The organism is Pseudomonas sp. HK3, from assembly GCF_052920985.1.
This window is the reverse complement of sequence record NZ_JBREXD010000001.1, coordinates 967,394-980,759: the sequence shown is the minus strand read 5'-3', so window position 1 is coordinate 980,759 and position 13,366 is coordinate 967,394. Positions and strand designations below refer to the sequence as shown.

Genomic DNA, 13,366 nt, shown 5'->3' with positions numbered 1-13,366 from the left:
GGTTGCGCATGACGACACATCAATTGAGCTTAATTACTCCTAAGTGGATACTAACGCTTGAAGGTGATGATTTATTGATCGATCACAGCTTAGTAATCGAACAAAATACAATCAAAGATATATTGCCAACCTCACAAGCTCGCTCAAAATATTCAAGTGCAGACGAACTGCTCCTAGAAAATCAATTGATCATGCCTGGGTTTATAAATTGCCACGGCCATGCAGCAATGAATTTATTTAAAGGGCTCGCTGATGACCTGCCTCTTATGACATGGTTAGAAGATCATATTTGGCCAGCTGAGGGCCAATGGGTGAGCCCTGAGTTTGTCGCAGACGGTACTAAGCTTGCCATCGCCGAAATGCTAAAAAGCGGCACAACCTGTTTTTCTGACATGTATTTTTTCCCAGAAGTAGCGGCTGACGTAGCGGCTGAATATAGCATGCGCGGTATTTTTTATGGCCCCGTACTGGACTTCCCTACACCCTATGGCAGTGGCCCGGATGAATATATTGAAAAAATCGTTCACGCACACGATACATTCAAGCACCACCCATTAATTAATATTGGCTTTGGCCCTCACGCGCCTTATACCGTCAGCGACGAACCAATCAAAAAAGTACGATCACTTGCCGACCAGCTCAGTATGCCTATTCAAATTCACTTACATGAAACAGAGTTTGAAGTACTCGATGCTGTCGAAAAAACAGGGCAGCGCCCAAGCGAGCGTTTAAGAGACCTAGGGTTTTGGGGGCCTGACGTCCAAGCGGTACATGTCACGCAAGCCAATGAAATTGATCAGCATATTTTTAAAGAACACAACGTACATATTATTCATTGTCCTGAATCCAATCTGAAATTAGCCAGCGGGTTTTGCCCTGTTCATGAGCTACAAGAAAAGCGTATTAATGTTGCGCTAGGCACAGATGGTTCGGCTAGTAATAATGATTTAGACATGCAAAGTGAAATGCACACAGCCGCACTACTAGCAAAAGGCGTTGCTAAAAATGCAAGCGCCCTGCCTGCAATTGAAGCCATTAAAATGGCGACTATCAACGGCGCCATCGCGCTAGGAAAAGAGCACGAAATAGGTTCTTTAAAAATTGGCAAGCAAGCCGACATAATCAGTTTTGATTTTAATGACATCGCTTGTACACCAGTCTACGACCCTATTTCCCATATTGTATACAGTGCATCCGCATCACAAATTGACCACGTTTGGGTAGCGGGCAAGCTTCAGGTTAAAAACAAACAGCTATGTCATTTTAATACATCACAACTCATTGAAATGGCGCAATCTTGGGCGGATAAAATTCGTTCAAAAAAAGACAGTAAATAAATATTATATTTTGGCGTAGGTAATATTATGAGCAATGTAGATCACGCAGAAGTCGCAAAATTTGAAGCACTGGCAAGTCGCTGGTGGGACAAAGAAAGTGAATTTAAACCCCTGCATGACATCAACCCACTACGAACTAACTTTATCGATGGGCATGCCAAACTTGCAGGTAAAACCGTACTCGATGTTGGCTGTGGCGGCGGTATTTTGAGTGAAGCAATGGCACAACGCGGCGCGACCGTTAATGGCATTGACATGGGCGAAGCGCCCCTAAAAATAGCCAAACTGCATGCTTTAGAAAGCGGCTTAAATATTGATTACAAAAAAATTCCAGTCGAAGAACTAGCAGAGCAACAACCTGAATCATTCGATGTGGTCACATGTCTTGAAATGCTAGAGCACGTACCAGACCCTGCCTCGATTATTCGAGCGTGTTATAAGTTATGCAAGCCGGGCGGGCAAATATTTTTCTCTACGTTAAACCGTAACCCTAAAAGTTTTTTATTAGCGGTTGTGGGGGCTGAATACGTGCTTAACATGCTACCAAAAGGGACTCATGACTATAAAAAATTCATTCGCCCAAGCGAGCTTGCATCATGGGCTCGAAACACAGGCCTAACTGTTGGCGAACTTATTGGCATGACTTACAACCCCATCACAAAAACCTACAAGCTAGGCCGTGATACCGATGTAAACTATCTAATGCAAACCAGCAAGCCTACTTAGTATGAGCCAAACACATAACAACCAAGCCACGTATCATGGCGTATTATTTGATTTAGACGGCACCTTAATTGATACCGCTGAAGATTTTATTCTTTGCCTAAATGATTTACGCCACGACAGTGGTTTAGCACCACTACCTGCAAATGAAATACGCAAAGTGGTAAGTGATGGCGCACGCGCTATGATCACCCTCGGTTTTGATATAACAGAGTCACACCCTGACTTCGAAAAAAAGAAGCAGTTATTTTTAGACCTATACCTCACCAATATTGCGCGAAAGAGCCACCTTTTTAAAGGTTTAAACGACGTATTAAGCTGGTGTGAAAATAATGAAATTCCATGGGGCATTGTGACGAATAAGCCTCGGCTTTATAGTGAAGCATTACTTAATGCCCTTAAGCTTGAAAAACGTATAAGCACCCTTATTTGCCCGGATGACGTTACTCAGACCAAACCAAACCCTGAGCCTTTATTTAAAGCCTGTGATGAAATTCAGCTAGCACCCGAACAATGTCTATATGTGGGCGACCATGCTCGTGACATTGAGGCAGGCAAGCGCGCCAAAATGCCCACCATTGCGGCGGCTTACGGTTATGTTCATAGCATTAATGAAGCCCAGTCTTGGCAAGCTGATTGGTGCGTAGAATCACCTGAAAAATTAAGCACCCTATTAAAAACACTTTTACGTCAGCAAAACGGCAAGCATTCGCCGCAAGCGGCCGAACGTTAATATTTGCGGAAAACGTTATGACCCAACACTCCCTACAAGACAAAATTATCTTAGTCACTGGCGCAAGTTACGGTATCGGTGAGGCTGCCGCCTATGGTTTTGCCCAAGCAGGCGCCACTGTAATCATGCTCGCTCGTACTGAGGATAAATTAAACGCCATTTATGATGACTTTATGACTCAAGGCTTACCTGAGCCTGTTATTGTAGCGTTTGACCTAGAGACAGCACCAGAAGAGGCCTATTTCCAGTTACGAGACATGATAGAAAAAGAGTTTGGCAGGCTTGATGGTTTATTACTAAACGCAGCCATGCTCGGGCAGCGTACGCCCATTGCCAATTACAACTGGCAAACATGGAACAAGGTAATGAGCATTAACGTTAACAGCCAATTTTTAATGTCGCGCACCCTATTACCCTTGTTAGAAAGCAGCAACAAACATGCTTCTATCATTTTCACCTCTTCCAGTGTTGGTCGTGAAAGTAAAGCATTCTGGGGGGCATACGCGGTCTCTAAGTTCGCCATTGAGGGTTTAATGCAAACCATGGCCGCAGAACTTGAAAACACCTGCCAAGTTCGTGTGAACAGCTACAACCCTGGCGGCACTCGTACCGGCATGCGCGCGGCCGCTTACCCTGCTGAAAATCCTGAAAAAGTTAAAACACCGCATGCTATCGTTGATGAATACATTCATTTGATGAGCGATGCAGGCCACGATACTCACGGCCAAGCGCTTACATTCGAAGGATAAAGCGCCGTTTATTGGCGACTAGCTTGGATCACTGCAAGCTAGTCAAAAAGCGTCAAAATAATGCTCATCACTCCGGTGCAACCATTCAATAATCTGACACTTTAGTCTTATACTCGCATCCAAACCTGTCAAATTTCCCTTTTTATCAGCCCAACCCCACACAAAATCCTGTAAGCCATTGAAAATTAAAACGTTTTAATAAAAATGTCACATTGGCACAGAAATCGCTTATTCAAGTTGATCTTTTATAAGTATGAGGCCCGACTATGGCGACTCAGTTTTCGAATATTACAGAACTACAAGATGACAAGCTGACGCCTTACTCTCAGCTTGCAGCCAAACCTCAGATCAAGTCGGATGTACTCATCCGCCTAGCGACTTTTTTGCAGACAAGCTTAGACTACCAAGCATTGCTGGATATTTTCCAACGTGAAATTGCCAGCACCGTATTAATAGACGGCCTCGTCTATGAAAGCGAAGAGCTGAATATTCATTTCACTTTGGGTCAGCTTGGCGTGCACAGCAGCAACTACCAGCTAAAAGCACAAGGTAAGTACCTTGGTGACTTAACATTTTTTCGTAGCACTCGATTTCGCGAGCATGAACTGGCTAATCTCGAGGCATTAATGGGCACACTCGTGTACCCATTAAGAAACGCAATGCGATATCGCCACGCCCTTGATCAAGCATTCAAGGACCCACTAACCGGCGCAGGTAATCGCATCGCACTCGATGACAATTTAAATCGAGAAATAGAGCTTAGTAAGCGCCTTAATTATGACCTAAGCGTGCTAATGGTCGACTTGGACCATTTTAAAAGCATTAACGATGGCTATGGTCACTTGGTTGGTGATGAGGTTTTAAAAGCTGTTGTGAGCCAGATTAAACAATGCATTCGTCAAACCGATATTTGCTTTCGCTATGGTGGTGAAGAATTTGTCGTGCTGCTCAATAATGCGAATGTGGCAAATGCTCGATTAATAGCGGAACGTATTCGTATGACGGTTGCTGATTTGTGTATTTCAACAGATAAAGGCCTATTACAAGTAACACTTAGTACTGGCCTTGCCATGCTCAAAGAAGATGATTCTAGTAATGACTTGCTCAACCGCGCAGACAAAGCCCTTTATCAAGCCAAACAATCTGGCCGTAATAAAGTATGCGTGTGCAAAGAGAGTCATGCCACCACAATGCTATAAAAGGTAATGGAGTCCAATCAAATTAATGGCTAGAATGCGGCCATGAAATTTGATGTCACGCCTATCGCCTTTGTGCGCTCTTGCTATAAAGAGAAATTCGCTACTCCCCGTCAGCCCGGCCTGGTTACCGCAGCTAAAGGAGAGATTGAATTCGTCCCACCCTTTAATGATCCTGACTGCGTGGCTGGATTAGAAACTTGTAGCCATATTTGGCTGCACTTTATTTTTCATCAATGCATTGATCAAGGTTGGAAAGCAAAAGTACGCCCCCCCAGACTCGGCGGCAATAAAAAAATGGGGGTATTCGCGACCCGCGCGACGCATCGCCCCAATGCTCTGGGTATGTCGGTTGTAAAGCTTGATAAAGTAATCGCATCACACGCCAAGGTAATATTAAAAATAAGCGGTTTAGATTTAATTGATGGCACGCCCATCGTCGATATCAAACCTTACGTGCCTTACAGCGATAGTATTACGGATGCGGTTTACCCTTTTGCACAAAAAGCCCCTGATAATATAACCGTTACCTTCTGTAGCGATGCCGATCAAACATTACAAGCCAAGCCCGAACTTAAAACACTCATTATTCAAGTACTCTCTCAAGACCCTAAACCAGCATTTCATAAAATCGATAGCAGCCGAATTTATGGGGCAAATTTAGAGAACCAGAACATCACCTGGGTTTATGACACCCTAAATGATGAAAGCATTATTGAAGTAAAATCGGTTGAGCCCGTTAAATAATCAAACCCAACCTTTATGCACACTCTAAGCGGCTTGCTTTTGCGTATCAGGCTCGCGTTTTTTCGTAAGGTCAGGCTTACCTGCCAGTGCATATTTATGTAAACCGGCAAGATGTATTTCTTGTAGATACTTTTGCCAACTGTAGCTATCTGCTTTTGCGTTAAACATGCCCTGCTCTGCCACCGAAAAAAGCGTTTGTAATTGCTCTAGTTGCAACGAATCAAATCGATATTTAGGCGCCGTATAAAAACCAAAAATCATCGCTAAACTGGCCGTTGTATTGGCTTTATCCATCAAGCGACCTGCACTTTTAGAGCCCATTAGCCGACCAGCAATCGTTTTTAACCATGTACCCCCTTTAAGTGCTGCCATGTATAACCTAAATGTTTTAGGGCTCACTGTTTTAAATGTTTCTTGCGGCTTACCTGCAAATAATTTCGGTAATTGCTTATATTGCTGCAATGCTGCCTGCTGCACATAATCAATAAACTGCTTTAAACGAATCGGATTTAATCGACCACTGCAACATTGATAAATACGATACTGCCCGCTGTCTTGAAACATTTGAGCGCCGCACATTAACGCTGAGTTCGCGACCAGATCCACAGGTATTACATCTAAAATGCCACTGTCTTCTCCAGGAAAAATAGACACTCGCCCTTTCGCATAGGCATAAATCAACGCATCAGCCACTTTCACGCCTTCAACCCAGCCCGGTAACGGCGAACTAACCGCGCTTTCAATAATAGACGGCCGCAGAATAGTTAAGTTTTTCTTACCCAATGCCTCAATCAACAGTTGCTCACCCAGCCACTTAGTAAAGGTATAGGTATCGTTCCAGCCAAAGTGGCGGCTTTGTTTGATCCCTAACTGTATTAATTTTTTTTGCTGCTGATCGCTATTCGTAATGCTTTGATAGATACGATCTACTTTTGCATTTAACTGATCAATAACAGGTTGAATATCGTAAACATCATCCTCTTTACGAGAAATTAACCCTGATGCAGGAGCGGCGATATCTTCGCGCATAACACCCCGATTAAAGCCATTCACATAGCATGTGGATACCTGTAAAACTTGCGTGGGATTGGCCGGGTCGCCTTTATGCTCAACTAAGGAGACAATATTATTCAAGCTAAGTGTATTGATTTTAAGGGCTTGATCCATGGCCTCCCGAAAGTTCACACTCGCCGCCGAATTGATAATTAAATCAAGCGATTGCGCCATTTTAATAAACTGGTCTTTAGGCAGTGCAAACATAGGGGCAGTAAGCTCACCCGCTACAACTTCTACCTTGCTTGCAATAAATGCATCAAAGCCAGCCCCATGCTGTTCACGTAGTACATCGAACAAACTAGAGGCAAATACGTCTTTCATACACCGATCATGGGCGCTGCATGATGCGCTTGAGCGCACAAGTAAATAGACCTTTGAAACATTTGGGGTTTCACGTAGCATTTTTTCAAGAATGGCCTTACCAAGAAAGCCCGTTACACCTGTCACTAAAACCCGTTTATGGGAGAATGATTCAACTACGCAAAGGGAATGAACCTGACTCATTGAGATGCCTGCATTTGTTATTTTTATTATATTTTGGCTGAAAAAAATCAGCATATAGCAATTTGTACTGTACATTATGGCGCGATGCACCCAGACAGTCCATTTGTTAGACAATATTTTTTAAAGCTGGCTCAAATTCCCCTTTCAGCCTAACCTTTATAAGTTAGAATAATCATATAAGCATCAAATACTTAGAAGGCCGTACTTTGCCCCGTAATATGACAAAAAACAGTCTGGTTAAGCGACTCTTTTTTATCTCACTGCCATTCACTCTTATGGCGGGTATTCTGTATGCGGCTGTTATTATCTACATTGAAAGCCAGAGCCTAAAAGAAGCACAATTGTCTCAGGTTAAGACCCAAGTACAGCAACTGGCAAAAGTGGTGGCAATTCCAACATGGAACCTTGACCAACAGTTTATTAGCAGCTATCTCAACCAATACGCTCAAGACCCCCATATTTTATGCATCGAGCTTATGTCAGATGCCAATTTCACAGAAAATGCACCTGATGAATGCCAACACCCAAAATCACAAAATGTAAAATTATTCAGCGAACCGATTATTTTTGAAAACCAGTATATTGGCGTTGTCGTCGCATCGTTTCGCATAGAGCTCGATAACGACCGCCTAAAGTTTATATTATTAAGCCGTATTCCAACGGCCTTAGTTGCTCTACTGAGCATCTTTTTAGTCGTATTCTTAGTCTTTAGACGTTGGGTTGTTAGCCCGATAGAATCCATCATGAAAAGCATTGAGGCCTCCCAACAAGACGGGAAGCACCATCCTGTCAACTGGCAAAGTAAAGATGAAATTGGCACATTGGTCGAAACATTCAATGAAGCCCAACAGAGGCAAGTACAACACGATACCATGCTAACCTCTGAAAGAGACAAAGCCGAACAAGCATTAGAAAATCTAAAACACGCACAATCGCAACTGGTTGAAAGCGAAAAAATGGCGTCTCTAGGCTCACTAGTTGCGGGCATTAGCCATGAAATCAATACGCCTCTAGGTGTTGCGAGAACCAGTGCCAGTTATGTTGAAGACAGCGTAAAAAAATTAGAAACCGCTTTTTTTGAAGGCACGTTAACGAAAAATGACTTAAAAGCATTTATAGAGACATTTAACGACGGTATTCATTTAATGACGGCAAACCTTATTCGAGCCAGTGAGTTAATGACCAGCTTTAAACAAGTCAGTGCAGACCAAAGCTACGATGAAGACCGTGACTTTAATTTAAATGATTATTTACAAGAAACCCTCTACACACTAAAGCCCAATTTAAAACGCTACCAAGTGGCTATTATTTTAGATTGTGAAGAGGACATTATCATTCATAGTTTGCCTGGCGCGCTTTCCCAAGTTTTCACCAATCTCATTATGAATAGCCTAATGCACGCCTATGAGACAAGCGATGACGGCACGATTAAAATTCAAGTAAAAGCACTTGAAGACAATATAGAAATTATTTATAGCGATGATGGCACTGGCATGAGTGACGAAGTGAAAAAGAAAATTTTTGATCCTTTTTTCACCACCAAAAGAGGCAACGGTGGCACAGGCTTAGGCATGCATATCATCTACAATATTGTGAGCCACAAACTGCAAGGCACGATTGATGTAGAATCAACATTAGGTGAAGGCAGTCAATTCATCATTACACTGCCTAAGAGGATTACGGCTAGTAGCGACCAGTAAACCTGCGCTGTATTTACAGCGACCACACAGCCCACTCATTGCCACATGGGTCTGAGAAATGAAACCGGCGCCCGCCTGGAAAGATAAAAATAGGTTTGATTATTTTACCGCCTGCCTGTTCTACTTTATCTAAACTGTGTTGAATATTTTCACTATATAACACAATCAAAGCAGAACCCTGTTGAGTGGATGATGACAACGGTGCTTTGAAAAAGCCGCCATCAATTCCAGAATAAGTGAATGCGGTGTATTCAGCGCCATAATCTGTAAACTTCCAAGCAAACGCTTTAATAAAAAAGGCTTTCACTTTTTCTAAGTCATTTGCAGGTAGCTCAACATAGTTTATTTTTTCATGGGCTGACATATCAATCCCCTATTCTAATGAAGTCTTTATTGTTAACCCTATTCAAACATAAAAAAAGGCCGCAATGCGACCTTAAATAATTCAAAGGCACCCAAATCAAATAAAGATGCCTGACCAACCTACAAAGAAGGCACTAGGCCTTCTGTTCAACCTTATAAAGCAAGCTGTATAACACGGGTACAGCGATCATCGTCAAAATAGTCGCAAATGCTAAACCACCCATGATGGTAACGGCCATATCGGCAAAGAATGCATCCGTTAATAATGGGCCCATCCCCAGAATGGTCGTCACCGCCGCTAACGATACAGGGCGTAAACGACTGAGACTTGCCTCAACGATGGCTTCAAATTTATCCATACCGGTTTCAATCTGAATATCAATTTCTTCAATCAATACAATGGCGTTTTTAATCAACATGCCAAACAGACTTAGGAAACCAAGCAAGGACATAAAGCCAAATGGCAAGTCAGCGATAAGCAATCCAGCAACGACACCGCAAACAGCCATAGGAACAATCAACCAAATAATTAAAGGCTCCCGTACCGAACCAAACAAGAAAATCGTGATTAAAATCATCACTAAAAAGCCCAACGGTAAACCACCGCCTAGCGCTTTTTGTGCCTTGCCTGCGCTTTCGAACTCCCCACCCCATTCGATTTTATAACCGTCTGGTAATGAAATGGCTTCGATCTTAGGACGAACCCGAGCAAGTGCCGATGCTGCGGTATCGTTCGCACCAGGCTCAGCGTACACGCTGATGCTGCGAATACGATCACGACGATGAATAAGCACCCCTTCTGATTCTATTTGCATCTGTGGGCTAATCTGGCGAACCGGCACATAACTGCGTTGGTACTGGCTCCAAACTAAAGCATCTTTCAATTGCTGTAGCTCATCTGTTTCTTGTGCGGTTTCATGGGGGGCTTGCGCTTTTGCAATAATGTCATAACTGTAATCACCATCACGCAACTTACCCAATTTCAAGCCATTACTAGAAAACTGCACAGCATCTGAAAAATCAGCTCGTGTTACACCGGCAATACCGGCCGCATATTCATCGTACTGAGGCACCAGTATCAATTCTTTTTGACGCCAGTTTTGACGAATATCTAACAATTCACCATCGGCTTTCAAAATATTTTCTGCCTCTTGTGCTAACTGACGTAATACGGTTTGGTCAGGCCCCATAAAACGCGCTTCTAGTTTTGCACCAACGCCTGGGCCAAAAATAACGCGCGTATTATAAATGCGTGCATCCGGATCATTATCTTGAAGTTGTTTTGTTAATTTACTCATCACCAGCGGAATCTGATCGCGCTCATTTGTACGGATAATCATCACACCGTAACTTTCGTTCGCCTGCTCCGGTGCATAGGTCAACGTATATCGCGTGGCGCCTTTGCCTATAAACGTTGTCACCGCTGACACTTCTTCATGTTCTTGTGCAAACGCTTCTGCCTGTGTCATAAATTCAGCCGTTTCACGGATATCACGCGACTGCGGCCCCCAGTAATGCACATAATAAATCGGTGTATTTGAAGCAGGGAAAAAGCCTTGCTTCACAAAACCAAAACTCATGTAGCTAACTAGAGTGACACCAAGTAATAATAAAACCGTTTTGCCACGATTGTGCAACGCCATCAAAAGGTAACGCTTGTATGTTTTATGCAGACCACTATTAAATGACTCTTCACCGTTTTCCTCGCCCACTTCAAAAAAGTAAGAACCAAATAAAGGCGCAACTGTAATGGCTAATATCCACGATAAGAATAATGAGATCAAAATAACGGCAAACAGTGAGAATAAAAATTCCCCCGTTGCATCATTCGATAAACCAATACCGGAGAACGCGGCAATGCCAATCGCGGTCGCCCCCAATAATGGCCATTGTGTTTGCTTAACTACGTAGCTTGATGCATCCAATGCGTTGTAACCTTTCTGCATTCGCAGCATCATGCCTTCCGCCACTACAATCGCATTATCAACCAGCATCCCCATTGCAATCACGAGCGCACCGAGGGAAATACGTTGTAAATTTAAGCCATACAACCACATGACTAAAATCGTACCTAATACGGTAAGCAATAATACAGCACCGACCACAATGCCCGCGCGCCATCCCATAAACAAACAAAGTGTGGCAATTACAACCGCAACCGACATAACTAAGTTTGTAATAAAGCCACTTACCGCCTCATCAACCACTTGCGCTTGGTCATAAATAGGCTGAAGGATAATCCCTGAAGGTAACTGGGAAAGAATTTGATCAATTTGCTTACGCACAGCAATACCCACTTCCACCACATTCGCTTCAATATTGGCAGCGACGGCCAGTGTGATTGCAGGTTGGCCATTGTGACGAATCAACACATCAGGAATATCAACCACATCAAATGTGACTCGTGCAATGTCTTTAATTCGAATTTGACTCGTCGAGCCTGGTAACCCCAAGGTAATGTTTTCAATGGCATCAACATGGGACTCAACCCCGCCCACAGGAATGCGAATACGCTGACCATCAACATGTAAACGGCCACTGCCGTACGGACGTAAACTATACGCTAAGGCATTTTTCACATCCGGTAATGAAATTCCTAAATTGGCTAATTGTGATGTATCAATATGCACTGTGATTTGTTGCTTAAGCACACCTTCAACCGACACCTTGGTCACATTAGGCACGGTTAATAAATCACGGCGGATCACGCGAGAAAATTCACGTAATTGGTATGGGGTAAAATCAGGTGCCGTTAATGCGTAATACAAGCCATATACATCACCAAAGTCATCCGCCACTTGAATTGGACGCACACCGGTGGGCAGTGCATTCTGCGCATCAATCATTCGCTTGCGCAGTTCATCCCAAATTTGAGGCAATTCCTTACCATCAAAGTTTGGTTTCATTTCAACCGTAATTTCCGACACACCCGGCTTTGATACCGACTTAACTTCTTCTACTTGCGACATTTGCTGAATCGCCGTTTCAAGAGGCTCTGTGACTTCTTTCTCAACTTGTTCAGCACTTGCACCAGGGTAAGCTGTGATAACCATGGCTTGTTTAATGGTAAAAGAAGGGTCTTCTAAACGACCAATTTCCCCTAAACCAATCAAACCACCAATCAAACAAATAACCACTAGCAGCCAAGTATTAACGGGCGTTTTAATGGACGCTTTTGCGATATCCATAATCAGCCCCTTATTGCATGCTATAAGGGCGAACTAACAGCCCTTCTTTCATTTTAGTCACGCCAGCTGACACCACTTTCTGGCCTTTTTCTAAACCGGACAATACCGCGACCCAGCCTTCAACCATCGGCCCAACAGCAACGACCTTACTGCTGATACGCTCTGTTTTCTCGTCATACACCCAAACCGACATTGTGTTATCAGTACCGGTGACCAAAGCACTAACAGGCACACCCAATACTTGCGGCATTTTATCATCGTTACCTTTAAGCTTGACGGTTGCGCGCACGCCTGGGGTTACTTCAACGCCTTTTAGAGCATCCATAGCATAAACCACTTCATAGGTTTGGCTCACAGGGTTAGGCTCTGTTGAGTATTCGACATACTCAATATCAAATTCTTTGTTAATGGCACCATCAATATACGCTGTCGCTTTTGCAATTTGAGAGCGACTGTATTGGTTAACTAGGCGCTCAGGGATATCGAACTTAAAATGTATGCGGGATAAATCTTGTAAACGAGCAACGGGTGTACCTGGACTAATGAATCCTTTATTTTCAATTAAACGCTTTGACACCATGGCATTAAACGGCGCTCTTAATACGCTATATTCTAAATTTGCTTTCGCATCTTCTAGCTCAATTTCAGCCAACTCGAAACTGACTTCTGCATTATCAACTGATTTTTCAGAGCCAATGCCTTTAATGGCAATTGCTTTAACACGCTTTAACTCTAGCTGTGCTTGCTTAAGTCTTACTTCAGCCATACGCACGGCACGCTCAAATGGCTCTGGCTCTAATTTAGCAATGACACTGCCTTTTCTGATGGTTTTACCTTCAGCTAAGTTAATCGACTCTAAACGACCACTCACTCTGAATGCAGAATCAACCGTGGTTTTTGCCATCACTTTTGCAGGAAACGTAAACTCATGCTCAGTTGTGGCTGTTCTGACATCAGCAAGCTGAACGACAACTGCTTTTTCTTGTGCTTGCTGAACTTCAGCACCATCACCACAACCAGCCAAAGCGGTTACGATCAATAAGGCTAAGAATGAACCCTTATATCCCATG

The 13,366-nt window shown here is 43.3% G+C and carries 11 protein-coding genes; 7 read left to right on the top strand and 4 right to left on the bottom strand.

The window, feature by feature from the left end; all coding sequences use genetic code 11:
* The first annotated feature begins 8 nt into the window (after positions 1-8).
* From ACU6U9_RS04720 to tsaA, 6 genes are all read left to right on the top strand, one after another.
* Positions 9-1,337: a TRZ/ATZ family hydrolase gene (locus ACU6U9_RS04720; protein WP_446733909.1), complete on the top strand. Its 1,329-nt coding sequence runs from the start codon at positions 9-11 to the stop codon at positions 1,335-1,337.
* A 27-nt stretch (positions 1,338-1,364) separates the two neighbouring features.
* Positions 1,365-2,063, top strand: coding sequence for a bifunctional 2-polyprenyl-6-hydroxyphenol methylase/3-demethylubiquinol 3-O-methyltransferase UbiG (ubiG, locus tag ACU6U9_RS04715; RefSeq protein WP_446733908.1), 699 nt, complete (start codon positions 1,365-1,367; stop codon positions 2,061-2,063).
* A gap of 1 nt (position 2,064) precedes the next feature.
* A complete protein-coding gene (locus ACU6U9_RS04710; RefSeq protein WP_446733907.1) occupies positions 2,065-2,793 on the top strand; it encodes an HAD family hydrolase in 729 nt (242 codons plus the stop codon).
* Between the two features lie 17 nt (positions 2,794-2,810).
* On the top strand, positions 2,811-3,542 hold the full coding sequence (locus ACU6U9_RS04705) for a YciK family oxidoreductase (protein ID WP_446733906.1): 732 nt from the start codon (positions 2,811-2,813) through the stop codon (positions 3,540-3,542).
* A gap of 266 nt (positions 3,543-3,808) precedes the next feature.
* Positions 3,809-4,741: a GGDEF domain-containing protein gene (locus ACU6U9_RS04700; protein ID WP_446733905.1), complete on the top strand. Its 933-nt coding sequence runs from the start codon at positions 3,809-3,811 to the stop codon at positions 4,739-4,741.
* A 42-nt stretch (positions 4,742-4,783) separates the two neighbouring features.
* Positions 4,784-5,485 (top strand): tRNA (N6-threonylcarbamoyladenosine(37)-N6)-methyltransferase TrmO, encoded by a 702-nt coding sequence (gene tsaA / locus ACU6U9_RS04695; protein WP_446733904.1) that lies wholly within the window; start codon positions 4,784-4,786, stop codon positions 5,483-5,485.
* A 24-nt stretch (positions 5,486-5,509) separates the two neighbouring features.
* Here tsaA and ACU6U9_RS04690 read toward each other — a convergent pair whose 3' ends face one another.
* Positions 5,510-7,045, bottom strand: a complete 1,536-nt coding sequence (locus ACU6U9_RS04690) for an SDR family oxidoreductase (RefSeq protein WP_446733903.1) — start codon at positions 7,043-7,045, stop codon at positions 5,510-5,512.
* Positions 7,046-7,263: 218 nt separating this feature from the next.
* Between ACU6U9_RS04690 and ACU6U9_RS04685 the strand changes: the two genes are divergently transcribed.
* Positions 7,264-8,745 (top strand): sensor histidine kinase, encoded by a 1,482-nt coding sequence (locus ACU6U9_RS04685; protein ID WP_446733902.1) that lies wholly within the window; start codon positions 7,264-7,266, stop codon positions 8,743-8,745.
* Between the two features lie 13 nt (positions 8,746-8,758).
* Here ACU6U9_RS04685 and ACU6U9_RS04680 read toward each other — a convergent pair whose 3' ends face one another.
* From ACU6U9_RS04680 to ACU6U9_RS04670, 3 genes are all read right to left on the bottom strand, one after another.
* The gene (locus ACU6U9_RS04680; RefSeq protein WP_446733901.1) at positions 8,759-9,109 is read right to left on the bottom strand and encodes a VOC family protein; all 351 of its coding nucleotides are present in this window, start codon (positions 9,107-9,109) and stop codon (positions 8,759-8,761) included.
* 133 nt (positions 9,110-9,242) lie between these two features.
* Entirely contained in the window at positions 9,243-12,296 is a 3,054-nt protein-coding gene (locus tag ACU6U9_RS04675) for an efflux RND transporter permease subunit (protein ID WP_446733900.1), read from the bottom strand.
* 10 nt (positions 12,297-12,306) lie between these two features.
* The gene (locus ACU6U9_RS04670; protein WP_446733899.1) at positions 12,307-13,365 is read right to left on the bottom strand and encodes an efflux RND transporter periplasmic adaptor subunit; all 1,059 of its coding nucleotides are present in this window, start codon (positions 13,363-13,365) and stop codon (positions 12,307-12,309) included.
* Position 13,366 lies beyond the last annotated feature (1 nt).